We start from the raw sequence: 26,292 nt of genomic DNA on the forward strand, positions 1-26,292 counted from the left end.
ACGCTGTCTTCGTTGATGAATGGCGGGGACTTCGGAGACTATTTCTCGGCGTTCAAAGGGGTCAAGGGCGATGTCGGCTGGCGAGACCGGAGGCGGTGCGCAGGTCAAGTCCGCCGTGCGGACGGTGGAATTGCTCGAGTACTTCGCGGGCCGTCCCGGAATGCACTCCTTGGCAGCCGTCCAGGAGGCCGTCGGATACCCCAAGTCGAGCCTCTACATGCTGCTGCGCACCCTGGTGGAGCTCGGCTGGGTGGAGACGGACGCGACCGGCACGCGGTACGGGATCGGGGTGCGCGCCCTGCTCGTCGGCACGTCGTACATCGACGGCGACGAAGTCGTGGCCGCCGCCCGCCCGACCCTCGACCGGCTCTCCGACGACACCACGGAGACCATCCACCTCGCGCGGCTCGACGGCACGAACGTCGTCTACCTCGCCACCCGGCAGTCGCAGCACTACCTCCGCCCCTTCACGCGCGTCGGCCGCCGCCTGCCCGCGCACTCCACGTCGCTCGGCAAGGCGCTGCTCGCGACGTACACCGACGACCAGGTCCGCAAGATGCTCCCGGAGACGCTGCCCGCGCTCACCGAGCACACGATCACCGACCGCGAGAAGCTCGTCGAGGAGCTGCGCGTGGTCCGCGAGCAGGGCTTCGCGGTCGACCGCGAGGAGAACACGCTCGGACTTCGCTGCTTCGGCGTGGCCATCCCCTACCGCACGCCCGCGCGCGACGCGATCAGCTGCTCCGTGCCGGTGGCGCGGCTCACGCCCGCGCACGAACAGATGGTGAAGGACGCGCTCTTCGACGCGCGCGACCGGCTGTCACTGGCGACTCGTAGGCTCTGACGCATGGATGTCAGCCTGCGCGAAGTCCACGACAGCGATCTGCCCGTCTTCTTCCGGCAGATGAACGACCCCGAAGCGACCCGCATGGCCGCGTTCACCCCCGAGGACCCGTCCGACCACGACGCCTTCGAGGCGCACTGGGCGAAGATGCGGACCTCCGCCGACATCGCCGTCCGCACGGTCCTCGCGGACGGGGACGTGGTGGGGAACGCGGGGGTGTACGGAGCGCCGGGCGAGCGGGAGGTCACGTACTGGATCGACCGCGCGTACTGGGGCCGCGGCCTCGCCACGGCCGCCCTGCGCGGCCTCCTGGAACTGGAGCGGGACCGCCCGCTCTACGCCCGCGCGGCGGCGGACAACGCGGCGTCGATAAGGGTCCTGGAGAAGTGCGGCTTCCGGTTCTCCGCGAAGGACCGCGGCTACGCACCGGCCCGCGGCGAGGAGATCGACGAGGTCGTCCTCGTCCTGCACGCCGGCTGAGGGTCCGCCGCGCGGTGGCCGGGCCTCCACCGTGCGGCGGAGGTGGATCGTCGCGGGGCAGGAGGTGCGGAGGGGTGCTCGGGCGGGAGCGTTGAGGCATGTCGCAGACCCTGTCCCCCGCAACGCCGCCCGCCGCCCCGCCCGTCGGGCCCGCGGCACTCCGTCTCAGCAGGCCCCGGCGCGTCCTCCGGCTCGTCTCCGTGGTCGCCTGCGTGCCGTACCTCGCTCTCAAGGCCGCCTGGATCGGCGGGAGTCACGTCGGGATCCCCGACGGCAGTCCACTGCTGGAGCACCGGGCGACGATGATCGTCGCCAATGGGGTGACCGTCCTCATGGACGCGGGCGTCATCGTGCTCGCGCTGCTCCTGACCCTGCCGTGGGGGCTGCGGGCGCCCGCCTGGCTGCTCGCCGCGCCCCTGTGGGTCGCCACCGGGCTGCTGACGCCGATCATGGCCGGGTACCCGCTGCAGCTCGCGGTCGGCGCGCTCGGCGGCGATACCGGCGGCCCGTCGGGGAACAGCGGGGACGAGCCGTTCCTCGACGGCTGGGTCTTCGGCGTCGTGTACACCGGGTTCATCGTGCAGGGTGTCGCGCTCGGTTCCCTCTTCGCGCTCCACGCCCGGGACCGCTGGGGACATGTGTGGCGCGGACGGATCGGGGACGGGCCGCCGTCCGGAGGCGACCGGTGGACGCGGACCGCCGCGGTCGTCGCCGCGCCGCTCGCCCTCTTCCCCGCCTGCCTGCACGCCCTGTGGGCCGCGGGCTCCACCGTGGGGCTCGGCGAAGGACGGGTTCAGGGGCGTACGGCCGACTTCCACGTACTGGAGTTCCTGGACGTCTTGTACCTCGTCGCCGCCGTGGGCGGCGCCCTCGTGCTCGTCTTCCGCAGGCTTCCCGCGCTCCCCGTGAAGGTGCCGCTGGCCCTGGCGTGGGCGGGCTCGGGGGCCACGGGCTGCTGGGGCGCCTGGCTGCTCGCCGCCTCGCTCACCGGCCCCGCGGACGACCTCGCCACGGGCCCCTCCGGCCCGACAGTCCTGGCCTACGCTGTGCAGATGATCACCGGGTTGCTCGTCGCCGCGGCCGGGGCCCGCCACCTGACGCGGCGGGCGGAGTCCACGGCGTGACGTCACTCGCCACCGCCCTCTTCGGGCGCCGGACCCGCCGCCGGTGGATCCACCTCATCCTCGGCGGGGCCCTCGCCATGCCGTACGTCTTCGTCGGCTCCGTCGCCGTCGGACCGCTCTTCGGCGACAGGACGTTCTTCGGCTCGTTCGGCGCCCAGCTCAGCGCGTTCGCCGTGGGCCTGCCGCTCGCCGCGATCACCGCGCTGTTCCCGCTGACCCGGCCCATGTCGGTGGCCGCCGTGCGCGCCCTGTGCGCGGTGCCCGACGAGTCCCTCGCCGACGGCCCCGCACGGACCCGCGCGGCACGTGGCCGCACCGTCGCCTGGTTCACGCTGCACCTCGGCCTCGGCGGGGTCGTCAGCGGCATGTCGCTCGCGCTGCCGCCGTTCGCGGCGTTCCTCGTCGCACTGCCCTTCGTCCCCGCGCTGCGGGACGACAGCACCGGGCCGCCCCCGTTCTTCGACGAACCCTGGTGGCTCGTCCTCTCCCCCGTCGCCGGTCTGCTCTCGTTCGCCGCGCTCGCCGCCTGCGCCGCCGCGGCCGGCGGGCTCCTCGCGCGCTGGGCGCCCGGCCTCCTCGGGCCGACGCCCGCCGACCGGCTCGCGGCCGCCGAGCGCCGCGCCGCCGACCTCGCCGTCCGCAACCGCCTCGCGCGCGAACTGCACGATTCGGTCGGCCACGCCCTCAGCGCGGTCACCCTCCAGGCGAGCGCGGCCCGCCGCGTCCTCGACCACGACCCGGAGTTCGTGCGCGGGGCCCTCGCCGCCATCGAGGAGACCACGCGCCGCACGGTGGGCGAGCTGGACGCCGTGCTCGGCGTGCTGCGCGAGGGCGACGGCGCCCGCCCGACGGCCCCCGCCCCCACGCTCGGCGCCGACCTCGACGGCCTCCTGCGCCGCACCCGCGCGGGCGGCCTGCGCGTGTCCGCGACGGTCGACGCGGACCCCGACACGCTGCCCCCGCAGGTCTCCCGCGAGGCCTACCGCATCGTCCAGGAGGCCCTGAGCAACGCGCTGCGGCACGGCGGCGACGCCACCTCCGTCACCCTGCGCGTCGCCGTGGTCGGCACCGAGCTGACCGTCACGGCCGAGAACCCCCTCCCGGCCTGCTCCCCCGCCTCCCGGCCCGGCGGCGGCCACGGCCTGCGCGGCATCGCCGACCGGGCCCGGCTGCTCGGCGGCACGGCGGACGCGGGCCCCCGCGACGGCACGTGGCACCTGGACGTACGACTGCCTCTGAAAGATGAGCGAGTGGAGAGACAGCAGTGACCGCGAACGGCATCAGGGTCGTCCTCGCCGACGACGAACGCATGGTCCGCACCGCCCTGCGCGCGATCCTCTCGGCCGAACGGGGCATCGACGTGGTCGGCGAGGCGACGACGGGCGCCGAGGCGGTCTCCGTCGTACGGGACCTGAAGCCCGACGTGGTCCTGATGGACGTCCGCATGCCGGAGGTCGACGGCATCCGCGCCACCGAGCAGATCCTGCGGACGATGTCCGCGCCGCCGCGCGTCGTCGTCGTGACGACCTTCGAGAACGACGCCTACGTGTACGAGGCGCTGCGCGCGGGAGCCGCCGGGTTCCTCCTCAAGCGGGCGGACGCGGACGAGCTCGTCCAGGCGGTCCGGCTCGTCGCGCGCAGCGACTCGCTGCTCTTCCCCGCGGCGGTCCGCGCCCTGGCCGCCGAGCACGGCCGCGCCGAGCCCGCCCCGCCCGCCTGGATGGCCCGGCTCACCGGCCGCGAGAGCGAGGTGCTGCGGCTGATGGCGGCGGGACTCACCAACGCGGAGATCGCCGGGCGGATGGGCGTGGGCGCGGCGACGGTGAAGACGCATGTGGCGTCCGTCCTCGCCAAGACCGGGGCGCGGGACCGCACGCAGGCGGTGATCGCGGCGTACGAGGCGGGCTTCATGAAGACCGGCTGAGCGGCCGGACCCCGTCCGGACGACACATGAGGACTGGATGAGAAAACCGCCTCAAGCACGCCAGAAGGGAACGAAACCGTCCCCTCCGTTCGTCCTCCCACGGGATGAACAAGACGATCAGGCGCGCCTCGGTCTTCGCGCTGCTGCTCGTGCTCGCCCTGCTGGTGCGGGCGACATGGGTGCAGTTCCACGACTCGACGGCTCTCGCGGACGACAAGCACAACCGGCGGAACGTGATGGCGCAGTACGCGAATCCGCTGGGCGACATCATCGTGGGCGGTGAGGCCATCACCGGCTCCGAAAGGACGAAGGGAGGAGACCTCGCGTACAAGCGCACGTACAAGAACGGCGCCCTCTACTCGCCCATCACGGGGTACAGCTCGCAGGTGTACGGCGCCACTCAGCTAGAGGGCATCTACAAGGACCTGCTCGACGGCACCGACAACCGCCTGAAGAACCCCCTCGACGTGCTCACCAACAAGCGGGCCGCCCCCGGTGACGTGGTCACGACGATCGACCCGGCGGTGCAGAAGGCCGGGTACAAGGCGCTCGGCGACACCAAGGGCGCCGCCGTGGCCATCGACCCCGAGACCGGCAAGATCCTCGGCATGGTCTCGACCCCGTCGTACGACCCGTCGAGGATCAGCGGCTCGTCGGACTCCGAGGCGTGGAAGGAGCTGACCACCGACAAGGAGAAGCCGATGGTCAACCGCGCGATGCGGCAGCCGCTCCCGCCCGGTTCCACCTTCAAGCTGGTCGTCGCGGCAGCGGCCCTGGAGGACGGTCTGTACGGCTCGGTGGACGAGCGGACGAGCAGCCCGAACCCGTACACGCTGCCCGGCACGCGCACGGTCCTCAAGAACGAGAACCAGTCGGCTCCCTGCGAGAACGCGAACATCCGCACGGCGCTGCAGTACTCGTGCAACAACGTCTTCGCGAAGATGGCCGTCGACCTGGGCCAGGACAAGGTCAAGGCGATGGCGGACAAGATGGGCTTCGACACGGACAAGCTGGACGTGCCGGTGCGCGCGGCCAAGAGCGTCTACCCGTCCGGCATGGACAAGGCGCAGACCGCGCTCAGCGGCATCGGCCAGTTCGACGTCACGGCGACGCCGCTCCAGATGTCGATGGTCTCCGCGGCCATCGCCAACGGCGGCGTGCTGGAGAAGCCGCACATGGTGTCGCAGATCAGCGACTCCGGCGGCGACGTCCTGGAGAAGTACGACGACGGCGCGTCGCAGCGCGTGATGGACACGTCGACCGCCGAGGGCCTGCAGTCCGCGATGCAGACGGTCGTCGAGAAGGGCACCGGCACCAACGCGAAGATCGACGGCGCGACGGTGGGCGGCAAGACCGGTACGGCGCAGCACGGCGAGAACAACAGCAAGACGCCGTACGCCTGGTTCACGTCGTACGCCAAGGGCGGCGACGGCAAGGAGGTGGCGGTCGCGGTGATGATCGAGTCGTCGAGCGCGGCACGCGACGAGGTCAGCGGCAACGGTCTGGCTGCGCCGATCGCGAAGGCGATGATGTCGGCGGCGCTGAAGTCCTGAGCGACGACCACACCGCCTCACCCGCCTGACGCTCCCTCCCGAGGCGCCGCCCCGACCCCCTCCCCCCGGGTCAGGGGCGGCGCCCGCGCCACATGTGCAGCGCCCCCATCACGCCCGCGACCGCGACCACCCCGGCGACCAGGCCCACCACGAACCCGAGGCCGGAGCTCGCCTCCCCGTCATCGACGGCGACGGAGACACCGGCGGCGGCCACCGCGAGGGCGAGCACGCCGAGGAGGACGTGGAACTTGCGGCTGAAGAAGCGGGACCGCTCCGGCACGGGCGGCGGTGACTCCACGCGCGCGGCGGGCCCGAGGCTCGCGGCGCGCGGCCGTTTGAACCAGGCGTAGACGATCCACGTCCCGCAGGCCTCCCAGCCGTCGGGGGCGAGCCGCTCGTCGAGGTTCTCGCGCCCGCGTGTGATCAGCTCGCGCCGGTACTCCCAGCGCTGCGGCTGCGCCACGTCCCGGTGGCTGACGAAGCGGCCGAGGGCGTCGACGCGTTCGACCTCCCAGCCCTCGTCGCCGAAGCGGTTGAGGAGCTCCTCGTCGACGTAGGTGTCGGCGGTCCAGCGCCAGGTCTCGACCGTCTTGTCCGGCGTCCGTGGTGCCCGCTCCCCCGCGGCGGGCACCAGCTGGGCCGCGAACTCGTCGGCGGGCCCGAACTCGGCCTCCGCGTCCTCGGCCCCGGACTCTTCGAGGTGCGCGGCGAGGTCCGTGACGGTCGTCTCGACGCGGTCGGCGGGCAGGCCGCGCGCCCGGAGCCGCTCGGCGAGGTCGATGAGGTAGCCGTCCCGCATGTACTGCGCGGAGGGCGTGTTCTGCGTGGTCATCGTGACTCCACTCCCGCCTTGGCGAGGGCCTCGCGTACGGATCCGTCGAAAGCGAGCCACAGCCCGCCCTGTTCGCCGAGGGTCGCGCGTCCGGCGTCGGTGAGCCGGTAGTAGCGCCGGCCGGGGCCCTTCTCGGTGACCCGGAACTCCGCGGCGACCAGGTCCGCCTCCTCCAGGCGGTTGAGCACGGGGTAGAGCGTGCCGCCCTTGATCTGGCCGAAGCCCGCGGCCCCGAGTTGTTTGGCGATCTCGTAGCCGTAGCTCTCGCCGTCGGTGAGGGCGGCGAGCACGAGCAGGTCGAGGACGCCCTTGAACCAGCTGGCGCGGCGGTCGGTCGTCACGTCACATCTCTCCTTCAGACGGCGGCTTCGTGCGCGGCGCGCGGCTTCTCCGGCGCGGGCAGCGTCAGATCGCGTACGGAGAGGAAGACGTGCACGGCGACGGGGAGCAGGAGGCTGCCCGTGGCGAGGTAGAGGCCGGTGAACACCGTACCGAGGAGCGCGAAGGCGAGGACGCCCCGGTAGCCCTGGTAGAACCCGGCGACCGCGTAGACGAGGACCGAGAGGGCCGCCGCCGCGTAGAGGTCGAGGCCGAGCACTCCGACGCCGAAGGCGATGAGGAGTCCGCGGTAGACGAGCTCGGCACCGATGCCGTCGGTCACGGCGACGGCGATCGCGAGCCTGCGCTCCTCGGCCGTGCGCGGCAGCATCGCCTCGATGGAGGCGAGTCCCGGCACGTTCTTGCCCTGCCGGGCGAGGTCGCGGAAGTTCCGCCCGGAGCCGACGGCGATCGCGCCCGCGAGGAGGACGGCGACGACTGCGTACACGGGCCGGTCCGGCATCGCCAGGCCGAAGTCGGCTGCGTCCGTGCCGGGCGAGAGCAGCAGGGCGGCGACGGCGAGAGCGGCGAAGGCCCACCACAGGGTGAGGACGAGGCCGAAGTAGCGGACCAGGGCGCGCGGTTCGATGTCCCTGCGGCGGGCCAGCGACTCGTACATGCGCCGTCCCGCCCACGGCTCACCGAGGAGCAGGTATGCGGCGAGTACGGCGGTGACGGCCGTCGAGGCGGCCGAGAAGTCCGGCGAGATGGTCATGGGGTTCCCCCTACCCTGAGCGACTGAGCTACCTAGACCGTATGCCGACCTAGTCAGGATTGCAACCTATCTCGCGCCGCGGCCCTCGGCCGCCCCTCGGCCGACGCGGCGACTAGCCCACGAAGTACGTCGGGTTCGGGAGCTTGTACGTCCGGTCCGCGTAACCGCCGGCGAGGTCGGAGACCTGGTCGCCGAAGCTGCCGATGATGTCGTAGCCGGTGGACTCGATGTGTTTGCGTGTGCCTTCCTTGAACTGGACGGTGTCGCACTTCCAGGCGTCGGGCGTGGCGCAGTGGCTCAGGTAGGCCGGCGGGTTCGGCTTGTTCTTGGTGAACACGTGCGTACGGTCGAGCTGCGTCTTGTATCCCGCCTTGGCGAGGTTGGTGACGGCGCCCTCGCGCTGCGACTCGGCGAGGCCGGTGAGGAAGAAGACCTCGACGCCGTGACGCTTCGCGTACGCCACGAGCTCGGGCATGCCGAACACGGCGGGGCGCTTGGCCGCCTTGACGTACGCGTCCCAACTGTCGTTGTTGTACGTGAAGTTGGTGGACTTCTCGTAGTCGAAGCTGAGCAGGGCGGTGTCGTCGACGTCGAGGACGATGGCGGGCTTCTTGCCGTGCCCGCCGTGCGGATGCCGCGCCGCCTTCCTGATGTCCTTCTTCGCCTTGGCCTGGATGCGGGCCAGATCCTTGGCGTACGGGCTGTCGGGCGAGGACTTCCAGACGCCGTCCGCACCCTTGGCCGCGCCGTAGTACTCGTCGATCTCGCCGACGAGCAGGCCTATGTTGTGGGGCTCCTCGGTGGGCCGTGGCCGGGCCTGGTCGGCACTGGCGGCGCCGGTGGCGCCGGTGGCGTAGAGGGCGGCGCCGGCGACGGTGCAGGCAGCGGCCAGGCCGGCCACACGTAGGGACTTGCGCATGTGTTGCGTCTCCGCATCAGGGTTCGGGCAGGTCAAGGACTGTCTACGCGCATCAACCCGCCCCTGGGGAGACCATGGCCCGACCCTTTACCTGATCCATACCTGGGTCAGGAGTGCGCTCCCCACCGCGGGTCGCGCCCGCTCAGCCCGATCACCCGGTCGAGGAGTGGCGCGTCGTCGGCGACGGGAACGGGCGTCCCGAAGAACCCGCTGTCGTCCCCGTCCCCGCCCTCGACGGGCGTGAGGAGCGCCTCGGCGGCCCGCAGGCTCGCCTCGTCGGGGGCGTAGTCCTGGCCGGTTGCGCGCGCAAGGTCCCAGCCGTGCACGACGAGTTCGTCGAGGGCGACGAGTCCGGCGACCTCGCCGGGCAGGTCGATGCCGCCCGCGCGGGTCATGCCCTCCCAGGCCGCCGGGTCGCGCCAGGCGTCGGCGAGGGCGGCGAGGGCCTTCGGCAGGTCGCCGCGCCAGCCGGGACCGATGTCCGGAAGCGTGCTGTCCGGGGCGCGGTCGAGCTCGGGCACGAAGTCCTTGTGCGCGGCCCGGTCGAAGGCGTGGGAGAGGCCGAGCACATGGCCCAGGAGGTTGCGCACCGCGTACTCGGGGCAGGGGGTGGGCGCCGCGAGCTGCTCGTCGGTGACGCGTTCGGCGATCCGCGCCACGAGGCGGGCCTGCGGCCCGAAGTCGAACATGTCGGCCATGGGATGTCCTTCTGAGGAGGCGAATACGGGACGTCTCCCCTTGCAGACCGTCCCCGCCCCCCGAACTCATCGCCACCGCGCAGGGCAGTCGCCCGATACCCGGCAGGGGGCCTTAGAAGCCAGCATCACCTCACATGACATCTTCGATCGGGCGCGTCCTGCGGGACCGCGACGCGGGCCTGTACCTGGGCGCCGTGCTGGTCTCCGGCTTCGGGACGTCCGCGCTGTGGCTGGCCTCCGGGATCTGGGTGAAGGAGCTGACGGGCTCGGACGGACTGGCCGCCCTCTGCCAGCTCGCCCTGTGGGCGCCCACCCTCACCGGCCCGCTCCTCGGCACCCTCGCGGACCGCACGCGCCGCAGACCGCTGCTGGTGACGACGAACCTGACCCTGGCCGCCCTGCTCCTCGCCCTCTTCACCGTGGACACACCGGCCCGCCTGTGGATCCTCTTCGCGGTCCTCGTGGTGTACGGGGCGTGCGGCGTCGTCACCGACGCGGCGGAGGCGGCCCTGGCCGCGACGGCACTCGACAAAGACCTCCTCGGCGACTTCAACGGCCTGCGGATGTCCGCGAACGAGGGCATGAAGCTGGTGGCACCGCTCGCCGGAGCGGGCCTGTTCGCCGCGTACGGGGGCGCCCGCGTGGCCCTCCTGGACGCGGTGACGTTCGTACTGGCGGCGGGCATGTTCGCACTGCTGCGGGTCAGGGAGACCGCTCCGACGCCCGACCGCACGCCCTTGCGCGCGAGGACGGCCGAGGGAGCCCGGTACCTGTGGGGACACCCGCGGCTGCGCCCCCTGGTCGTGGCGGGCGGCCTGACGATGCTGACCTCGGGCATCAGCGGCGCGACGGTCTACGCCATCGTCGACAACCTCGGCCGCTCCCCCTCGTACACGGGCGTGCTGTACGTCGCGCAGGGCGTCGGTTCGGTCGCGGTGGGCGTGGCGTCGGGGGCACTGCTCCGCCGGTTCGGGGCGCGCCGATTCGGCGGCGCCGGCATCGCCCTGACCGCTGTGGCGGCGGCACTCCCGGCGGTCCCGAACGACGCCGCGGCCCTCATCGGCAGCTTCACGAACGGCGCCGGACTGCCGTGCGTCCTGATCGCGGGCCTGACGGCGGTGCAGCGCGAGACACCGGACGCCCTCCTTGGCCGGGTGGCGGCCACGGCCGGCACGCTGATGTTCGCCCCGACCGCCGTCGGCATCGCGGCGGGCGCGGCCCTGGTGGAGACCGTCGACCTCGCGGTACTGCTCCCGGCGCTCGCAGGGGCACGACTGCTGATCGCCGCGCCCCTGCTGCGGCCCTCCCGGGCCCGGGTTACTGCACGTTCGCCCAGCGCTTGATCGTTGCGACGGCCTCCGTCTGCTCCGCTGCGGGGAGCTTCGCGATCGAGGCGCCGTGGTTGGCGCCGGGAACCACGTAGCGGTACGAGTCGTGGCGGCTCGGGGTGAACTTCTCGGCGCTCCACGGGTCGTTCTCGCCGTAGATGAACATCATGCGCTGGCCGCGCTTCTTCACCCAGCGGTCGACGTCCGCGATGGTCCTGTTGTCGTACGTGCCGCGCATGGCGGCGGGCAGCACCGAGTTGGGCTGGTAGATGTCCGGGTGGTGGCGGACGTCCTTGAGGTGGGAGAACTTGAGGCCGGCCCAGCCGAGCTGGGTGGCCGCCTGGCGGTAGTAGGGGCCTGTGCCGTTGGTGCCGAGTTCCTGGTCGTGGTAGACGCTGAGGCCGTGCCCCTTCGACCAGGAGTAGAGCTCGTCGTCGGTGGCGCGCTTCGCGTCGGGCACGGTCGGGCAGTCGGCGGCGGTGCCGGACTGCCAGAAGTTCCACACCTGGTCGAGGACCGCGAACTCGTAGGCACGGTCGGTCGTGCCGAGGGTCTCGTCGAAGGTGTGGCCCGCGGCCTCGGCGTCCGCCTCGAACTTGGGCAGCAGCGCGTCACGGCGTACGAGCATCTCGCGCTGCACGGCGTTCAGCGCGTTCCTGCACTCCTTGGTGCCGACGGTCCTGAAGAAGCGTTCGTAGCCGGAGTCGTCGCGGTTGTTCGCGTCGTCGGGCGCGACGAACGCGACCACCGCGTCGAGGTCCCCGGGGTAGAAACGCTCGTGGTACGTCGCCGTCATGCCGCCCTTGCTGGCACCCGTGCCCAGCCACTTGCCCTTTTCGATGGTGCGCAGGGCGCGCGTGAGGCGGTGCTCGTCGGCGGCCTCCTGCTCGACGGTCATCTTGGACCAGTCGTCGCCCGCGGCGCCCTTGGGCCGCGACTCGGCGAAGTAGCGGTGCTCGACGCCGACCTGGTTGGCGTCGATGAGTTTGGTGAGGGCGGTGGTGCCGCCGGGGAGGGTGTAGCCGCCGGTGTACAGGACGGTCGGCTTGTCCGTGGCCTTGTGCCAGAGCGTGGCGCGCTGCGTGAAGGTGGCGCCGTGGGGTTTGCGGTGGTCGACGGGCTGCTCGTACGTGAGCGTGTAGAGGGGGTGGCCCTCCTTGTCCGCCACGGAGACGACCGTCACGCCCGGTATTCGCTCCAGGCGCTCGCGGATGTGGTCGCGGGTGTCGGAGGCAGTGGTTCCGGCCGTGCTGTCCTTGCCGGTCGCCGCGGTCTCCTTGCCGGGTGCCGCGGCCGCCTCGTGGGCCGCCGTCGGCGTCTGCGCGGCCGCGGACGGTGTGGCGCCGAGCACCGCGGCGCCCGCGACCACTCCGGCGCAGACCAGCGCGGATATCCCCTTGTTGCGCACTCTTCCCCCTCTGTCCCGTGGTGCGGGAGTGACGGTTGTGGTGCGCGGATCGTATCGGTGATCACTTCGCGTGCGACAGGGCCTTCGCGACGTGCGCGAGGTCGGCGTCCGAGGCCAATCCGGCGTGGTAGAGCCGCAGTTCCGTCGCGCCGAGTTCGGCTGCGCGTGCCGCGTCGGCGGCGAGGGTGGCGGGGCTGCCGCCCATGCCGCTCACGACGGTGAGGTTGGCCGCCAGGACCGGTCCGTCGCCCGTCCCGTCCCCGGCTCGCGCGGCGAACGGCTCAAGGAGGTGCGCGCCGCCCGTGCAGGGCACGACGACGCCGTCGGCGACGGAGAGGATGTGCCCGGGATCGACGCCGGCGTTGGCGCCGCAGTGGTAGGGCACCGGGTCGGCGTGCAGCAGTACCTGGAATCCGGTGGGGGCCGCGGCGCGGACGGCTGCGACGACGGCCTCCTGGAGGGTGCGGGCGGTTTCCTCGCGCCACGCGCGCGTGGCGGCCGCCAGGTCCGCGCCGACGAGCTTCTCGACGGCGGGCCAACCTCCGCCCTCGTGGCCGCCGCGCCACACCGGCTCCAGGGCGCGGCGCACGGCGCCGGCCAGCTCAGCGGGGTCGAGGCCCTGTTCCGCGTACCCCGCACGGCAGGAGCCGCAGAAGCACAGCGACATCAGGTACTGCCCGGCCTCGCCGAGGGCGACGCCCGCGATCTTGTCGTGGGCGTGCAGGTGCGCCAGTCCGTACCAGCCGCAGGACTCCAGTTCGGTGCCGCGCGTCTCCTCCCCGGGACGTACGGCTGCCTCGGCCGCGAGAGCGGTGAGGTACGCGCGCGTGGCGGGCTGTGCGATGCAGGGCGCCCAGGGATAGCGGTCACCGTAGGCGTTGACCACCGACGTCGCCGGATGCTCGGCGCCCATGCGGGAGTTGTGGGCGAGGACCACCCAGCTGTGCACGTCCAGGCCGGCGTCGCGCAGGGCCCGCGCCGCCTCTCCGTAGGCGTCGCCCGGCGCCCAGTCCCCGGCCGCGTACGGCCGCGGCTCGCGGCCCCGCCAGCGCTCACCCGGCGGGTAGAGCACGGCGGCGTGCGCGGCCGTGACGATGCGGTGGCGCGGGTGGCGCGGGGTCAGCGCGCGCGTGGAGTGGTAGGCGGAGGCGAGGGTGACCTGGCGGATGCCGAGGTCGGCGAGGCGTGCGGGCGCGTCGGGGTCGCCGACGACGTCCCACGGGTAGAGGAACGCGGCGGCCTTCACGCGCCCGCACCCGGGTGCGTGGTGGCGAGCAGTTCGCGGCCCTGTTCGACGAGTTCGGCGAGCCGCTTGACGTGCTCCCCGGCCGGCTCGTGCAGCGGCGGCCGTACGGGGCCGACGTCCAGGCCGCCGAGCCGCACACCGGCCTTGACGAGGGAGACCGCGTACCCGCGGCCGAGGGCGCGCAGCTCCACGAAGGGCCGGTAGAAACCGTCGACGAGGCGGTTCACCAGGGCGTCCCCCTCCGGCGTACCGGCGTTGAACGCGCGGTGGAAGGCGAGCGCGATGTCCGGCGCGAAGCAGAAGACCGCCGAGGAGTAGAGGGTCACGCCGATGCCGCGGTAGGCGAGGCCGGTCAGCTCTGCGGTCGGCAGGCCGTTGAAGTACAGGAAGTCGCCCGGCACTTCGGCGCGCACGGCACTGACCGTGCGCTGCATCAGGTCCATGTCGCCGAGACCGTCCTTGAAGCCGATGATCCCGTCCGCGCGGGCGAGTTCGACGACGGTCGCCGGGGTGAGGACGGCGTTGTCGCGCTGGTAGACGATGACGTCCAGGGAGGTGGCCGCGGCCAGTTCCGTGTAGTGCCGGACGAGCCCCTCCTGACCGGCGACGACGAGGTAGGGGGGCATGGCGAGCAGCCCGTCGGCGCCCGCCTCCTCGGCGAGGCGCGCGTACCGCACGGCGAGTGCGGTGCCGTATCCGGCGCCCGCGACCACCGGCACCCGGCCCGCCGACTCCTCGACCGCGGCGGCGACGCACTCCTGGAACTCCTCGGGGGTCAGCGCGTGGAACTCGCCCGTGCCGCAGCACGCGAAAACGGCTGCCGCACCCGCCTCGACGCCGCCGCGCACGTGGGTACGGAAGGTCTCCAGGTCGAGAGAGCCGTCGGGCGCGTACGCGGTGACCGGGAAGAACAGCGGCCCGCTGGGGACGCGGAGTCGGGAAGCGAGGGAAGCTGACGTCACGGACTCTCCCTAGGCGTGCATGGATCGGATGCGCAGCATCAGGTGTGCATGTTTCTGATTCACGTCCATATTTCTGAACGGCACCACGCTAGGACGCCCCATCGGGGCCGGTCAAGCGGATGCACCACCTCAAGGCCCTCTTGACGCGACTCAACGGAGATCCCTAACCTGCCACTCGTCCATGAATGTGAACTCTGTGCGTGCATGAGTACGCGCATGCGTAACCGTATGAGTACGCTGCCCGAGGAGACCCGCATGCCCGCTCCCCGCACCGTCCTGCTCACCGGCGCAGCCGGCGGCCTCGGCACCCTGATGCGCGGCCTCCTGCCCGCGTACGGATACGACCTGCGCCTGCTGGACATCCGCCCCATCGACGACGAGCCCCGGGCCCTCACCGCCGACCTCGCCGACCGGGACGCCCTGCGTGAGGCCGTGCGCGGGACCGACGCGGTCCTCCATCTCGCGGGCATCTCCCTGGAGTCCACCTTCGACAAGATCCTGAAGGCCAACATCGAGGGCACGTACCACCTGTACGAGGCGGCCCGCGAGGAAGGCGTCCGGCGGATCGTCTTCGCCTCCTCCAACCACGCCGTGGGCTTCACCCCGCGCCCCCGGGGCGACGACCCGCTGATCCCGGTCGGCACGCCGCGCCGCCCCGACACCTTCTACGGCCTTTCGAAGTCGTTCGGCGAGGACCTCGCCCAGTTCTACTGGGACAAGCACGGCATCGAGACCGTGTCGGTCCGCATCGGATCGTGCTTCCCCGAGCCGACGAGCGTGCGGATGCTGTCCGTCTGGATGAGCCCCGACGACGGCGCCCGGCTCTTCCACGCGGCCCTCACCGCCGAGGACGTGCGGCACACCGTGGTGTACGGCTCGTCGGCCAACACCCGCCTGTGGTGGGACCTTGCCTCCGCACGGGCGCTCGGTTACGAGCCGCGGGACGACTCCGAGCGGTACGCGCCGAAGCTGATCGCCGAGCAGGGCGAACTGGACCCCGCGAACCCGGACCACGCACACCTGGGCGGCCACTTCTGCACGAACCCGCCGGTCTGGCCGTACTGACACAGCGGCCCATTCGGGCACCGAACGGGCACCCCATGCCCCTTAAACGGGCACGCCCGCACCCCGCGCCACTGGCCCCCGCCCCGCCAAGCGGGCAGATACGGGCATCATCGTGCCCGCTCGGAGCCTGGTAACCCCCCTCGTCCGCGCTGTAGAACTTCCCCACAGGCCCGAACGGGCACCGCGGCGGACCACGGGCCGCGGCCCGCAGACCCAGGGGAAGAAGGTGGCGCCGATGACCGCGGAGGAACGTCAGCGGCGGATCGTCAACGCGGCCCGGCACGCCGGCTCCGTCGACGTGACGGCCCTCGCCGGTGAGCTCGGCGTCGCCAAGGAGACCGTCCGCCGCGACCTGCGGGCCCTGGAGGACCACGGCCTGGTCCGCCGCACCCACGGCGGCGCCTATCCCGTGGAGAGCGCGGGGTTCGAGACCACCCTCGCCTTCCGCACGACCATGCACGTCCCGGAGAAGCGGCGCATCGCCGCCGCCGCGGCCGAACTCCTCGGCGACGCCGAGACCGTCTTCGTCGACGAGGGCTTCACCCCGCAGCTGATCGCCGAGGCGCTGCCCGGAGCCGCGGCGGGCCGCCCCCTCACCGTCGTCACCGCCTCGCTCGCCACCGCCGGGTCCCTCGCCGAGGCCGAGAACATCACCGTGCTGCTGCTCGGCGGCCGGGTACGGCCCGGCACGCTCGCCACCGTCGACCACTGGACGACCCGCATGCTCGCCGGGTTCGTCATCGACCTCGCGTACATCGGCGCCAACGGCATCTCCCGCGAACACGGCCTGACGACGCCCGATCCCGCCGTCAGCGAGGTGAAGGCGCAGGCCATCAGGGCTTCGCGGCGCACCGTGTTCATGGGCGTGCACACCAAGTTCGGGGCGACGAGCTTCTGCCGGTTCGCGGGCATCGGCGACCTCGACACGATCGTCACGAGCAGTCGGCTGCCCGCCTCCGAGGCGCACCGCTACTCCCTCCTGGGCCCGCAGGTCCTCCGCGTCTGACGCCCACTCCCCTCCATTCCCGCCGTCACCCCTCCCCTCCCCCGTCCCCCCGTACGCCGATCCGGGGTCCCGCACGCCCCGAAACACCCTCAGGAGCTTTCATGCGAACCCCGAGCCGACGGAGGCCGCGCACGCTCGCCGCGGCCGCCGCAGGGGCGCTGCTCGCCCCGTTGCTCGCCGGCTGCTGGGCCGGCGCCGGCGGTGCAGGTTCAGGCGACTCCATCAACGTCCTCATGGTGAACAACCCGCAGATGGTGGAGTTGCGCAAGCTCACCGCCGCCCACTTCACCGAGGAGACGGGCATCAAGGTGAACTTCACCGTCCTGCCCGAGAACGACGTCCGCGACAAGATCAGCCAGGACTTCGCCAACCAGGCGGGCCAGTACGACGTCGCGACGCTCAGCAACTACGAGATACCGATCTACGCCAGGAACGGCTGGCTGCACGAGGTCGGTTCGTACGCCCGCGAGGACAGGACGTACGACGAGAAGGACATCCTGCCGCCCATGCGCGAGTCGCTCACCGGCAGCGACGGCAAGCTCTACGGACAGCCCTTCTACGGAGAGTCGTCCTTCCTGATGTACCGCAAGGACGTCTTCGAGAAGAACGGCCTGACCATGCCGAAGCACCCCACCTGGCAGCAGGTCGCCGACCTCGCCGCCCGCGTGGACGGCAAGGAGCCGGGGATGAAGGGCATCTGTCTGCGCGGACTGCCCGGCTGGGGCGAGGTGATGGCACCGCTCACGACCGTCGTCAACACCTTCGGGGGCACCTGGTTCGACAAGGACTGGAAGGCCCGCCTGGACTCCCCCGAGTTCGAAAAGGCAACCCGCTTCTACGTGGACCTCGTCCGCGAGCACGGCGAGTCCGGGGCGGCGCAGTCCGGCTATGCCGAGTGCCTCAACAACCTCACCCAGGGCAAGACCGCCATGTGGTACGACGCCACGGCCGCCGCCGGGTCCCTGGAGTCCGCCAAGTCCCCCGTGAAGGGCAAGATCGGCTACGTACCCGCTCCCGTGGTGAAGACCGAGAACTCCGGCTGGCTCTACACCTGGGCCTGGGGCATGCAGAAAGCCTCGCGCAACCCGGACAAGGCGTGGAAGTTCATCTCCTGGGCGTCCGGCAAGGAGTACGAGAAGCTCGTCGGCGAGAAGATCGGCTGGTCCAACGTCCCCGCGGGCAAGCGCGCGTCGACCTACGCCAACCCCGCGTACCGCGAGGAGGCCGCCGCCTTCCAGGACGTCACCCGCGCCGCCATCGAAGGGGCCAGGCCCCGCGACCCCGGCGTGCAGCCCCGCCCGGCGCCCGGCATCCAGTTCGTGGGCATCCCCGAGTTCACCGACCTCGGCACCAAGGTCTCCCAGGAGATCAGCGCGGCCATCGCCGGACGCCAGTCCGTCGAGTCGGCCCTGGAGAAGTCACAGGACCTCGCCGAGAAGATCTCCGAGGAGTACGAGGGACGATGACCGCCACCGCGAACACCACCCCCGTGCGGCACACGCGCGTGCCCACCCCCAAGACCGCGCCACCCTCGAACCGACTGCGCGCCTGGGCCACCAGGGCGCCCCTGCTGCCCGCCCTCATCTTCATGGTCGCCGTGACCCAGCTGCCCTTCGTGGCGACCCTGGTGATCTCCTTCTTCGACTGGAACGCCCTCTACCCCGACGCCCGCAGCTTCACCGGACTCGGCAACTACTCCGAGGTCCTCACCGACCCCGACCTGCGCAAGTCCGTGCTCACCACGATCCTCCTGACCGCCACCGTGGTGCTCGCGAGCCTGGTCCTCGGACTCGCTCTCGCCCTGCTCCTGAACCGGAGGTTCAAGGGGCGCGGACTGGTCCGCACGCTGCTCATCGCGCCGTTCCTGCTGGTCCCCGTGGCCGCCGCGCTGCTGTGGAAACACGTGCTCTACAACCCCGAGTACGGGCTCTTCAACGGGCTGCTGCACTGGGTCGGCGGGGACTCGGCGGCGCAGCCCGACTGGATCTCCAACACGCCGCTCCTCGCCATCGAGGCGTCCCTCGTGTGGCAGTGGACGCCCTTCATGATGCTGATCCTGCTCGCGGGGCTGCAGAGCCGCGACCCCGAGCTGGTCGAGGCGGCCCGCATGGACGGCGCGAGCAACTGGCAGGTCTTCCGCCATCTGACGCTGCCGCACCTGCGCCGCTACCTCGAACTGGGCGCGCTGCTCGGCTCGATCTACATCGTGCAGAACTTCGACGCCGTCTTCACCATCACCTCGGGCGGCCTCGGCACGGCGAACCTGCCGTACACCGTCTACCAGAGCTTCTACCAGGCCCACGAGAACGGTCTGGCCTCCGCGGCGGGCGTGCTCGTCGTCATCGGCTCGATCATCATCGCGACGTTCGCCCTGCGGGTCGTCTCGTCCCTGTTCCGTGAGGAGGTGTCCCGCTGATGAGGAACGCACGCGACAAGGGAGCACGCGGCAAGGGGATCGGCCTGGGCCTCGCCGCCTGGCTCGCCGGGATCCTGTTCTTCCTGCCCATCGCCTGGATGGTCCTGACCTCCTTCCACTCGGAGGAGGACGCCGCGACCAACCCGCCCTCACTGGCCGCCCCGCTCACCCTCGACGGCTACCGGGACTTCTTCGGGACGGGCGGCGGCGCGAGCCCCTGGCCGTCCCTGATCAACTCGACGGTCGCGTCGCTCGCCTCGACCCTCCTGGTCCTCGTCCTCGCGCTGCCGGCCGCGTACGCCCTGTCCCTGCGGCCCGTGAAGAAGTGGACGGACGTGCTCTTCTTCTTCCTGTCGACGAAGATGCTGCCGGTCGTCGCCGGACTCCTGCCGATCTACCTCTTCGCCAAGAACACCGGCATGCTGGACAACATCTGGCTGCTCGTCCTGCTCTACACCTCGATGAACCTGCCGATCGCGGTGTGGATGATGCAGTCGTTCCTCGCCGAGGTGCCCAAACCCGTCATCGAGGCCGCGCAGATCGACGGGGCGCGGCTGCCGACGATCCTCACGCGCGTGGTGGCACCCATCGCACTGCCCGGGATCGCGGCGACCTCCCTGATCTGCTTCATCTTCAGCTGGAACGAGCTGCTCTTCGCGCGGGTCCTCACGGGCGTCGTCGCCCAGACCGCGCCCGTCTTCCTGACCGGCTTCATCACCAGCCAGGGCCTGTTCCTGGCGAAGGTGTGCGCCGCGTCGCTCGTGATCTCCCTGCCGGTGCTCGCCGCGGGGTTCGCCGCCCAGGACAAGCTGGTCCAGGGCCTGTCGTTGGGAGCCGTCAAATGAACCAGGGAGCCGCCAAGTGAAGGCCGCCATCATCGAGTCCGTCGGCAAGGCCGTCGTCGGGGACGTGCCCGACCCGACGCCCGGCCCCCGTGACGTCGTCGTCGAGGTCGCCGCGTGCGGCCTGTGCGGCACCGATCTGCACATCCTCCAGGGGGAGTTCGCGCCGACCCTGCCGGTCGTGCCGGGCCACGAGTTCGCCGGCGAGGTCGTCGCGCTCGGCAGTGACGTCCGGACGCTCGCCGTCGGCGACCGGGTCGCCGTCGACCCCTCGCTGCACTGCCACGAGTGCCGCTACTGCCGGGACGGCCGGGGCAACCTCTGCGAGCGGTGGGCCGCGATCGGCGTGACCACCGCGGGCGGCGCCGCCCAGTACGCGGTGGCACCCGCCGCCAACTGCGTACGCCTGCCCGACCACGTCCGCACCCAGGACGCCGCCCTGATCGAGCCGCTGTCCTGCGCGGTGCGCGGCTACGACGTGCTGCGCTCCCGGCTCGGCGCGCACGTCCTGATCTACGGCTCCGGGACGATGGGCCTGATGATGCTGGAACTCGCCAAACGCACCGGCGCGGCGAGCGTGGACGTCGTGGACCTGAACGCGGACCGGCTCGCGACCGCGCGACGCCTCGGCGTCTCGGGGTCGGCGGCCGGCGCGGACGAGCTGGACCGGCCCCAGGGCTGGGACGTCGTCATCGACGCGACCGGCAACGCGGCGGCGATCCAGGACGGGCTCGAACGCGTCGCCAAGGCGGGCACGTTCCTGCAGTTCGGCGTCGCCGACTACGCCACGCGCGTGAAGATCGACCCGTACCGCATCTACAACCAGGAGATCACCATCACCGGTTCGATGGCGGTCCTGCACAGCTACGAGCGGGCGGCGGAGCTCTTCGCGGCCGGCGTCCTCGACCCCGACGTCTTCATCAGCGACCGGCTGCCGCTCGCGGAGTACCCGCAGGCGCTCGACCGGTTCGCCGCCGGGATGGGGCGGAAGATCGTGGTCGTCCCGTAGACCGGTGTGCCCAAATTCGGTACCGCGAGGGCGGGGCCGGGACGTACGCTCCCGGCCATGCCGAGACCGCACGGATTCACGTACGAAGAGCGCGCCGACGGGACCGTCCTGATCACCCACGGCGGGCGTGCCGCGGGAACGCTGCGCGGCGGCCGCGCCGAGCAGTTCCTCGGCGAGGTGACGGGCGGCGACCCGCAGCTGGTGATGGCCCGCTGGACCGGGAACCACAAGCGCGGCAACGAACGTGCCGCCCGCGCCCACCCGCGCAACCGCGGCTGAGAAACCACGCCTCACACGGCCGGAAAACACCTGGAAAAAACCTTCGCCGGGTAAGGGAACGGCAAAGCGGGATCGTTCGTTACCCCAGGCATGACAGCTATGACCCCCGGCTCGAACATCCCGCTGACCGCCGCCCGCGTGGCGGTGGACGTCGCCGCTCCGGTGCGGCTCGACGTATCGGGCCTGCTGCTCACCGCCGACGGCAAGGTGCGCTCCGACGACGACTTCATCTTCTTCAACCAGCCCTCCGGCCCCGGCGTGACCTACCAGTCGGGCGGCGGCACGACCCCCGACAAGGTCACCGTCGACACGGCCGCCGTGCCGCCCGGCATCGAGAAGATCGTCGTGACCGCGAGCCCGGACGCGGCGGGCCAGACCTTCCAGGGCATCGAGCCGACCGCCACGATCCGCAACGCCGACGACGGCTCGGTGCTCGCCACCTTCACTCCGCCGCAGCTCGGCACCGAGACCGCCCTCGTGATCGTGGAGATCTACCTGCGCAACGGCGCGTGGAAGGCCCGCGCGGTCGGCCAGGGGTACTCCAACGGTCTCGCGGGCATCGCCACGGACTTCGGCGTCTCGGTGGAGGAGCCCGCCCCGGCCCCCGCCGCCGCGCCCGCGGCTCCCGCCGCTCCCCCTGCTCCCCCGGCTCCGCCCGTCGGCCGGCCGGTGCAGGGCCCGCCCCCGCCGGTCGCCGACCCGCGTCAGGCGGCGCCCGCCGCTCCCGCGGCCCCCGCCGCGCCCGCGCCCGGCGCCGGGAAGATCAACCTGGACAAGGGCCGCGTCAGCCTCCAGAAGAACCAGACGGTGTCCCTGGTCAAGGGTGGCCGTCCACTGCTCTCGCAGGTCAAGATGGGTCTCGGCTGGGAGCCCGCGTTCCGTGGCAAGGACATCGACCTCGACGCGTCCGTGATCGCGTACGGCCCGCAGCGCAACCACGTCGACAGCTGCTACTTCGGCAAGCTGTCGATCGTGAACGGCGCGATCAAGCACTCCGGCGACAACCTCACGGGTGAGGGCGGCGGTGACGACGAGGTGATCGTCGTCGACCTCGGCCGTCTCCCGCAGGACGTCACGGGCCTGGTCTTCACGGTGAACTCGTTCTCCGGCCAGAAGTTCACGGAGGTCGCGAAGGCGTACTGCCGCCTGATCGACGCGGCGTCCGGCGAGGAGCTGGTCCGCTTCGACCTCACCAACGCCGAGGCGCAGACGGGCGTCATGATGGCGAAGCTGATCAAGCAGTTCAGCGGCGAGTGGGAAATGACCGGTATGGGACAGTTCGTCAAGTCCCGTACGGTGCGCGGCATGGTGAAGCCCGCGGCGCAGGCGCTCTGACCTTCCGCGCCCCCGCCCGGGAACACGCCGAGGGGCGGCGGTCCGCACAAGCGGTCCGCCGCCCCTCGATCGGTTCGGGTCACGGCATCGGCATCTACATCGACAGCGTCGGTGTCAGAGCTTGGCCAGCTTCGGATAAGGGCTCAGGAACCGTCCCTGACGGCCGGCGAAGTCGATGACGACCGCGTCCTCTCCCTCGACGCCCACGATCCTTCCCAGGCCGTACTGGTCGTGGGAGACCCTGTCACCCACCTCGAAGTGCTCCACGGGTGGAGCGGGCGGGGCGGGCACGTTGAAGGGACTGTTCGGCAGGTGTCGGCGCGAGCCGGGGGGCCTCGTCATATTCGCAGTATGGGGCTTCGGGAGCCCGCGGCACCATGCTCTGTACTGACACTGCCCTCACATCGGTATGGAACAGACACACAAGTCACGGTGTGTGCGCCCTCGGCGACGGTACGGATACGACCCGAACGGGGGACTCAGCCGACGGTCCACGGCCAGTCGGCGTTCTCCCCCGCCTCGATCAGCTGCACCATCCGGAACGCCGCGTCCGACAGGCCGCCGAAGACGTGCCGGTTGCCCTCGCCCGACGCGCCGTGGCCCGCGCGGTAGCCCGCGAGGTTCCAGGTGTAGACGGGGACGTCCGCCGGGACCTGCTCGGTCGGGTCGCCGTGGTAGTGGTACGTCGCCTGCTCGTCGGTGACGATCAGCACCCGGTCGTGCTTCCTGTAGAAGCGGCGCACGGCCTCGGTGGTGTTCGTGCCGCCGAGGTCGCCGAAGCGGCCGAGGACCTTCAGGACGGACTCGCCCGCGCGGAACGTCACCGCCTGGCTGCTGGTGCCGAACTGGACCAGGTCCGCGTCGGCGGCCCGCAGCGCGAGCGCCGTGCCGAAGATCGCGGCCGCGTCGGCCCGGTTGAGCTGCGAGCGGTCCGAGAGCGGCGACCACATCGAGCCGGAGCGGTCGACGAGGATCAACGTCCGGCCCGGCAGCGACGGCACGTTCGCGAGCGAGTGGCCGAGCGCCTGTTCCAGCGGGTACGACCAGCGGAGCGACGGCGCGTGCTGGTACGCGGCGAGGTAGCGGAACGGGAACTGCCGCGACGTCGCCACGGTCTCCGGGTCGGCGAGCCTGGCCGCGGCGGTCGCCGCCACCTCGTCCGAGACGCCCGCCTCGTCGAAGTTCCGCAGGTTGCGGACGAGCGCCATGGCACCCATCGACGGGATCACGGCCTCCCAGGCCGCCTTGTCCATGGGGCCCTGCAGCCAGCCGGCGAGCGCCTCCCAGGTGATGCCCGCGGCGGCGAGCCGCTCGGCGCCGCCGTCACCGGTGACCACGGCGCGCCGCTCCTCGACGGGCAGCGCCATGAGCGCGCGGTGCGCGGTGAGGACGCGCGCGCCCTCGGGCGGCACCGCGGTCTCCGGGTGGTGCCGACGGTCGAGCGCGTACCGGAACAGGTCGCCCTGCCACGGCTTCGCCGGGTCCGGTGATGCGTGCACGAGGTTGAGGATGTCGCCGAAGCGGTAGCCCTTGGTCGCGGTGTCGTACTTGAGCAGGGACTTCTCGGTGTAGAGGCGGCGTACGGCGTCGGCGATGCCGCGCTTGACGGGCTTGGGGATCGCGCGGCCGTACGTCGACGTCCAGTAGCCGAGGAGCTCGCCCGGCTCGTCGGGGCGGCGCAGCACGGACGCGACGACCTGACGGCCCGTGGGGCCGCCGGTGGCGTCGGCGTCGAGGCGCGCCTTGACGTACTCGGCGGCGCCGACGAGCGAGGCGGTGCGCAGGTTGCCGTCGCCGCGCAGCCAGCCGAGCAGGCCCGCGGTCCACTCCGGGTCCTCGACGGCGAGGCGCCGCACGAGTGCGGCGAACCGGTCGTCGCGGCGGTCGCCGGTCTCGTAGAAGGTCTGCTGGGAGACGAAATTCGCGACGGAGAGCAGAAAAAGCTCGGACCGCGCGTCCCGCAGATGACCGCGACCGCCCTCGTGCGTGCGGGTGGTGCGGCCGGTCGACTTCACCGCGGAAGTGACCCGCGCCTTGACGGACTTGGTGTTGAAACGCGCCATGAGAATTCCCCCGAATTCATTGCGTGAAAGACGTGCGAAAGCAAAGGGGGAGACAGGCGGCAGGAGTGTGCCCGAGGTCAAAGTCGGCGACGGACTTATGCCAGATGCTCTACCGATTGAGCTACACCGACCAGAAGTCGATGACGGGACTCGAACCCGCAACCGTCCGATCCAGGAAGTAACCGTTGCCTGCGCACCGGGCACACACCAGCTGCTGCCTCCCGAGTTCAAAGTGGCTGCGGCGTATTTCATGAGAAGAAGGAGCCGCTGCCTGCGCACCGGGAGGTGCGTGAGCAACTTTAGGAGAGCGAACTTCGTGGACGCCAAGGGTTTTTCGCGGGGCCCGCGATCAGCGGCGCTGCCGCTTCCACGGGCCGGTGATGGCGAACATGATGCCGGGCGACTGGATGTTGGCGTAGAGCGTGCGGCCGTCGGGGGAGAACGTGACGCCGGTGAACTCGCTGTACTCCGGCTTCTCCGCCGTGCCCGCGTTGAGTTCGTTGCGCGCGATCGGGTACGTGCGGCCGCTCTCCGTCGCGCCGAACAGGTGCTGGATGCCGTCGCCGTCCTCGGCGACGACGAGGCCGCCGTAGGGCGAGACGGTGATGTTGTCGGGGCCGTCGAAGGCGCCGTCCTCGCCGGGGTCGCGGTTCACGCCGAGGAGCACCTTCAGGGTGAGGGTGCGGCGGCCCGGGTGGTAGAACCACACCTGTCCGTCGTGCGGGACGGGGCTCTCGCCGCGGGCGAAGGACGCCACGATGTAGACGCCGCCGTCGCCCCACCACATGCCTTCCAGCTTGCGGGCGCGCGTGATGTCGCCGTCGTCGAACTGCTCGCGCACGGGCACGGTCCGCGCGTCGCGGTCGGGGACCTCGACCCAGTCCACGCCGTAGACCGTGCCGGTCTTCGTCGCGCGGGACAGGTCGTCGACGAAGCGGCCGCCGGAGTCGTAGCACTTGGGGGCCTTCAGGACGCCCGCGTCGTCGGCGAGGGTGCGCAGCCTGCCGCGGCCGTGCGCGAAGCCGCGCGGCGGGGTCCAGCGGTAGAGGAGCCCGTTCGGGCCCGAGGCGTCCTCGGTGAGGTAGAGGTGACCGCGCTTGGGGTCGACGACGACGGCCTCGTGGGCGTAACGGCCGAGCGCCTTGATGGGCTTGGGGGCGCGGTTGGCGCGCCGGTCCAGGGGGTCGACCTCGAAGACGTAGCCGTGGTCCTTGGTCATGCCGTTCTGGCCGGCCCGGTCCTCGGTCTCCTCGCAGGTGAGCCAGGTGCCCCACGGGGTGCTGCCACCGGCGCAGTTGGTGGCGGTGCCGGCTACGCCGACCCATTCGGCGACGCGCCCGTCGGGACGCACCTCGACGACGGTGCAGCCGCCGGACGCCGCGGGGTCGTAGACGAGGCCCTCGGCGAGCGGTACGGGGTGCTTCCATTTGCTGCGGGGGCCGCCCAGCTCGTGGTTGTTGACGAGGAGCGTGGTGCCGCGCGGGCCGCGGAAGGTGGCGGTGCCGTCGTGGTTGGAGGGCGTGAACTCGCCGCTCTCCAGTTTCGTCTTGCCGCTGTGCGTGAGGACGCGGTACGAGAAGCCGGCGGGCAGGGCGAGGAGGCCTTCGGGGTCGGGGATCAGGGGGCCGTAGCCGGGGCCGTGGTGGTGGCCGTGGTGGCCGTTGCCCCGGGCGTCCTCCGCGTCGTGCACGCTCTCGACGTCCGTCGCCGCGAGGGCTCCGGGGGCCGTGGCGAGCGCGCCGACGCTGCCGGCCAGGGCGACTCCCGCCCCGGTGAGCGCGGAGTGTCTGGCGAAATCCCTGCGGGTGAGCGACATCGTTTCTCCTGAGGCGCGAAGGTGGCTGCGTACGACCGGACCGCTGTCGG

Annotated in this window: 26 protein-coding genes; 15 read left to right on the forward strand and 11 right to left on the reverse strand. The window is 71.7% G+C overall.

The features are described from left to right. The first annotated feature begins 70 nt into the window (after window positions 1-70). From DEJ47_RS08235 to DEJ47_RS08260, 6 genes are all read left to right on the forward strand, one after another. Complete coding sequence (locus DEJ47_RS08235; RefSeq protein WP_150166399.1) at window positions 71-844, forward strand: IclR family transcriptional regulator; 774 nt, start codon at window positions 71-73, stop codon at window positions 842-844. Window positions 845-847: 3 nt separating this feature from the next. Then, on the forward strand, window positions 848-1,324 hold the full coding sequence (locus tag DEJ47_RS08240; protein WP_150166401.1) for a GNAT family N-acetyltransferase: 477 nt from the start codon (window positions 848-850) through the stop codon (window positions 1,322-1,324). 98 nt (window positions 1,325-1,422) lie between these two features. Beyond that, on the forward strand, window positions 1,423-2,448 hold the full coding sequence (locus tag DEJ47_RS08245; RefSeq protein ID WP_190415330.1) for a hypothetical protein: 1,026 nt from the start codon (window positions 1,423-1,425) through the stop codon (window positions 2,446-2,448). After that, window positions 2,445-3,716: a histidine kinase gene (locus DEJ47_RS08250; RefSeq protein WP_223828271.1), complete on the forward strand. Its 1,272-nt coding sequence runs from the start codon at window positions 2,445-2,447 to the stop codon at window positions 3,714-3,716. Before DEJ47_RS08245 ends, DEJ47_RS08250 begins: the two co-directional genes overlap by 4 nt. Further along, window positions 3,713-4,372: a response regulator transcription factor gene (locus DEJ47_RS08255; RefSeq protein ID WP_150166403.1), complete on the forward strand. Its 660-nt coding sequence runs from the start codon at window positions 3,713-3,715 to the stop codon at window positions 4,370-4,372. Before DEJ47_RS08250 ends, DEJ47_RS08255 begins: the two co-directional genes overlap by 4 nt. Before the next feature lie 104 nt (window positions 4,373-4,476). Continuing rightward, window positions 4,477-5,925: a peptidoglycan D,D-transpeptidase FtsI family protein gene (locus DEJ47_RS08260; RefSeq protein ID WP_150166405.1), complete on the forward strand. Its 1,449-nt coding sequence runs from the start codon at window positions 4,477-4,479 to the stop codon at window positions 5,923-5,925. 70 nt (window positions 5,926-5,995) lie between these two features. Here DEJ47_RS08260 and DEJ47_RS08265 read toward each other — a convergent pair whose 3' ends face one another. The 5 genes from DEJ47_RS08265 to DEJ47_RS08285 form a co-directional block, all read right to left on the reverse strand. Next, entirely contained in the window at window positions 5,996-6,757 is a 762-nt protein-coding gene (locus DEJ47_RS08265) for a hypothetical protein (RefSeq protein ID WP_223828272.1), read from the reverse strand. Next, window positions 6,754-7,098 (reverse strand): PadR family transcriptional regulator, encoded by a 345-nt coding sequence (locus DEJ47_RS08270; protein WP_150166407.1) that lies wholly within the window; start codon window positions 7,096-7,098, stop codon window positions 6,754-6,756. The genes DEJ47_RS08265 and DEJ47_RS08270 overlap by 4 nt, the downstream gene beginning before the upstream one ends. 14 nt (window positions 7,099-7,112) lie before the next feature. Next, window positions 7,113-7,850 carry a CPBP family intramembrane glutamic endopeptidase gene (locus tag DEJ47_RS08275; protein ID WP_150166409.1) on the reverse strand — a complete coding sequence of 246 codons (738 nt, stop codon included), beginning with the start codon at window positions 7,848-7,850 and terminating at the stop codon, window positions 7,113-7,115. Between the two features lie 112 nt (window positions 7,851-7,962). Further along, the gene (locus DEJ47_RS08280) at window positions 7,963-8,769 is read right to left on the reverse strand and encodes an HAD family acid phosphatase (protein WP_150166411.1); all 807 of its coding nucleotides are present in this window, start codon (window positions 8,767-8,769) and stop codon (window positions 7,963-7,965) included. A gap of 107 nt (window positions 8,770-8,876) precedes the next feature. Further along, a complete protein-coding gene (locus DEJ47_RS08285; RefSeq protein WP_190415332.1) occupies window positions 8,877-9,467 on the reverse strand; it encodes a TIGR03086 family metal-binding protein in 591 nt (196 codons plus the stop codon). 134 nt (window positions 9,468-9,601) lie between these two features. Between DEJ47_RS08285 and DEJ47_RS08290 the strand changes: the two genes are divergently transcribed. Continuing rightward, window positions 9,602-10,810 carry an MFS transporter gene (locus tag DEJ47_RS08290; protein WP_150166414.1) on the forward strand — a complete coding sequence of 403 codons (1,209 nt, stop codon included), beginning with the start codon at window positions 9,602-9,604 and terminating at the stop codon, window positions 10,808-10,810. Here DEJ47_RS08290 and DEJ47_RS08295 read toward each other — a convergent pair. The 3 genes from DEJ47_RS08295 to DEJ47_RS08305 all read right to left on the reverse strand — a co-directional run bounded on the left by DEJ47_RS08295 (window position 10,785) and on the right by DEJ47_RS08305 (window position 14,411). Beyond that, window positions 10,785-12,203 carry a S28 family serine protease gene (locus DEJ47_RS08295; RefSeq protein ID WP_150166416.1) on the reverse strand — a complete coding sequence of 473 codons (1,419 nt, stop codon included), beginning with the start codon at window positions 12,201-12,203 and terminating at the stop codon, window positions 10,785-10,787. The two genes, DEJ47_RS08290 and DEJ47_RS08295, sit on opposite strands and share 26 nt — an antisense overlap. Window positions 12,204-12,264: 61 nt before the next feature. Further along, on the reverse strand, window positions 12,265-13,449 hold the full coding sequence (locus tag DEJ47_RS08300) for a hypothetical protein (protein WP_150166418.1): 1,185 nt from the start codon (window positions 13,447-13,449) through the stop codon (window positions 12,265-12,267). Beyond that, complete coding sequence (locus DEJ47_RS08305) at window positions 13,446-14,411, reverse strand: 5-dehydro-4-deoxyglucarate dehydratase (protein WP_150166420.1); 966 nt, start codon at window positions 14,409-14,411, stop codon at window positions 13,446-13,448. The genes DEJ47_RS08300 and DEJ47_RS08305 overlap by 4 nt, the downstream gene beginning before the upstream one ends. Window positions 14,412-14,666: 255 nt before the next feature. Here DEJ47_RS08305 and DEJ47_RS08310 point away from each other — a divergent pair, with 255 nt between their 5' ends. From DEJ47_RS08310 to DEJ47_RS08345, 8 genes are all read left to right on the forward strand, one after another. Next, window positions 14,667-15,476 (forward strand): NAD-dependent epimerase/dehydratase family protein, encoded by an 810-nt coding sequence (locus DEJ47_RS08310; protein WP_150166422.1) that lies wholly within the window; start codon window positions 14,667-14,669, stop codon window positions 15,474-15,476. Window positions 15,477-15,711: 235 nt separating this feature from the next. Next, window positions 15,712-16,482: a DeoR/GlpR family DNA-binding transcription regulator gene (locus DEJ47_RS08315; protein ID WP_190415334.1), complete on the forward strand. Its 771-nt coding sequence runs from the start codon at window positions 15,712-15,714 to the stop codon at window positions 16,480-16,482. A 101-nt stretch (window positions 16,483-16,583) separates the two neighbouring features. Beyond that, the gene (locus tag DEJ47_RS08320; RefSeq protein WP_150166426.1) at window positions 16,584-17,948 is read left to right on the forward strand and encodes an ABC transporter substrate-binding protein; all 1,365 of its coding nucleotides are present in this window, start codon (window positions 16,584-16,586) and stop codon (window positions 17,946-17,948) included. Beyond that, on the forward strand, window positions 17,945-18,898 hold the full coding sequence (locus DEJ47_RS08325) for a carbohydrate ABC transporter permease (protein WP_161237287.1): 954 nt from the start codon (window positions 17,945-17,947) through the stop codon (window positions 18,896-18,898). Before DEJ47_RS08320 ends, DEJ47_RS08325 begins: the two co-directional genes overlap by 4 nt. Then, entirely contained in the window at window positions 18,898-19,743 is an 846-nt protein-coding gene (locus tag DEJ47_RS08330) for a carbohydrate ABC transporter permease (RefSeq protein ID WP_150166428.1), read from the forward strand. The genes DEJ47_RS08325 and DEJ47_RS08330 overlap by 1 nt, the downstream gene beginning before the upstream one ends. Window positions 19,744-19,759: 16 nt before the next feature. Then, a complete protein-coding gene (locus DEJ47_RS08335; protein ID WP_150166430.1) occupies window positions 19,760-20,749 on the forward strand; it encodes a zinc-dependent alcohol dehydrogenase family protein in 990 nt (329 codons plus the stop codon). A gap of 57 nt (window positions 20,750-20,806) precedes the next feature. Further along, complete coding sequence (locus DEJ47_RS08340) at window positions 20,807-21,028, forward strand: hypothetical protein (RefSeq protein WP_150166432.1); 222 nt, start codon at window positions 20,807-20,809, stop codon at window positions 21,026-21,028. 99 nt (window positions 21,029-21,127) lie between these two features. After that, window positions 21,128-22,363 (forward strand): TerD family protein, encoded by a 1,236-nt coding sequence (locus DEJ47_RS08345; protein WP_190415743.1) that lies wholly within the window; start codon window positions 21,128-21,130, stop codon window positions 22,361-22,363. Window positions 22,364-22,477: 114 nt separating this feature from the next. Here DEJ47_RS08345 and DEJ47_RS08350 read toward each other — a convergent pair whose 3' ends face one another. The 3 genes from DEJ47_RS08350 to DEJ47_RS08360 form a co-directional block, all read right to left on the reverse strand. Further along, entirely contained in the window at window positions 22,478-22,705 is a 228-nt protein-coding gene (locus tag DEJ47_RS08350) for a CarD family transcriptional regulator (protein WP_055564387.1), read from the reverse strand. 137 nt (window positions 22,706-22,842) lie between these two features. Then, entirely contained in the window at window positions 22,843-24,426 is a 1,584-nt protein-coding gene (locus DEJ47_RS08355) for a TROVE domain-containing protein (RefSeq protein ID WP_150166436.1), read from the reverse strand. Between the two features lie 349 nt (window positions 24,427-24,775). Next, a complete protein-coding gene (locus DEJ47_RS08360) occupies window positions 24,776-26,242 on the reverse strand; it encodes an alkaline phosphatase PhoX (RefSeq protein WP_150166438.1) in 1,467 nt (488 codons plus the stop codon). Window positions 26,243-26,292: the final 50 nt, after the last annotated feature.

It is taken from the genome of Streptomyces venezuelae, assembly GCF_008642355.1.
In the GTDB taxonomy this organism is placed as follows: domain Bacteria; phylum Actinomycetota; class Actinomycetes; order Streptomycetales; family Streptomycetaceae; genus Streptomyces; species Streptomyces venezuelae_B.

Bases quoted from the DNA above. Each gene is read 5' to 3' on its own strand.
- DEJ47_RS08360 (WP_150166438.1), bottom strand. From the start codon at position 26,242: ATGTCGCTCACCCGCAGGGATTTCGCCAGACACTCCGCGCTCACCGGG.
- DEJ47_RS08350 (WP_055564387.1), bottom strand. From the start codon at position 22,705: ATGACGAGGCCCCCCGGCTCGCGCCGACACCTGCCGAACAGTCCCTTC.
- DEJ47_RS08310 (WP_150166422.1), top strand. From the start codon at position 14,667: ATGCCCGCTCCCCGCACCGTCCTGCTCACCGGCGCAGCCGGCGGCCTC.
- DEJ47_RS08285 (WP_190415332.1), bottom strand. From the start codon at position 9,467: ATGGCCGACATGTTCGACTTCGGGCCGCAGGCCCGCCTCGTGGCGCGG.
- DEJ47_RS08315 (WP_190415334.1), top strand. From the start codon at position 15,712: ATGACCGCGGAGGAACGTCAGCGGCGGATCGTCAACGCGGCCCGGCAC.
- DEJ47_RS08235 (WP_150166399.1), top strand. From the start codon at position 71: ATGTCGGCTGGCGAGACCGGAGGCGGTGCGCAGGTCAAGTCCGCCGTG.
- DEJ47_RS08325 (WP_161237287.1), top strand. From the start codon at position 17,945: ATGACCGCCACCGCGAACACCACCCCCGTGCGGCACACGCGCGTGCCC.
- DEJ47_RS08290 (WP_150166414.1), top strand. From the start codon at position 9,602: ATGACATCTTCGATCGGGCGCGTCCTGCGGGACCGCGACGCGGGCCTG.
- DEJ47_RS08355 (WP_150166436.1), bottom strand. From the start codon at position 24,426: ATGGCGCGTTTCAACACCAAGTCCGTCAAGGCGCGGGTCACTTCCGCG.
- DEJ47_RS08245 (WP_190415330.1), top strand. From the start codon at position 1,423: ATGTCGCAGACCCTGTCCCCCGCAACGCCGCCCGCCGCCCCGCCCGTC.
- DEJ47_RS08265 (WP_223828272.1), bottom strand. From the start codon at position 6,757: ATGACCACGCAGAACACGCCCTCCGCGCAGTACATGCGGGACGGCTAC.
- DEJ47_RS08280 (WP_150166411.1), bottom strand. From the start codon at position 8,769: ATGCGCAAGTCCCTACGTGTGGCCGGCCTGGCCGCTGCCTGCACCGTC.
- DEJ47_RS08340 (WP_150166432.1), top strand. From the start codon at position 20,807: ATGCCGAGACCGCACGGATTCACGTACGAAGAGCGCGCCGACGGGACC.
- DEJ47_RS08320 (WP_150166426.1), top strand. From the start codon at position 16,584: ATGCGAACCCCGAGCCGACGGAGGCCGCGCACGCTCGCCGCGGCCGCC.
- DEJ47_RS08275 (WP_150166409.1), bottom strand. From the start codon at position 7,850: ATGACCATCTCGCCGGACTTCTCGGCCGCCTCGACGGCCGTCACCGCC.
- DEJ47_RS08345 (WP_190415743.1), top strand. From the start codon at position 21,128: ATGACCCCCGGCTCGAACATCCCGCTGACCGCCGCCCGCGTGGCGGTG.
- DEJ47_RS08330 (WP_150166428.1), top strand. From the start codon at position 18,898: ATGAGGAACGCACGCGACAAGGGAGCACGCGGCAAGGGGATCGGCCTG.
- DEJ47_RS08240 (WP_150166401.1), top strand. From the start codon at position 848: ATGGATGTCAGCCTGCGCGAAGTCCACGACAGCGATCTGCCCGTCTTC.
- DEJ47_RS08260 (WP_150166405.1), top strand. From the start codon at position 4,477: ATGAACAAGACGATCAGGCGCGCCTCGGTCTTCGCGCTGCTGCTCGTG.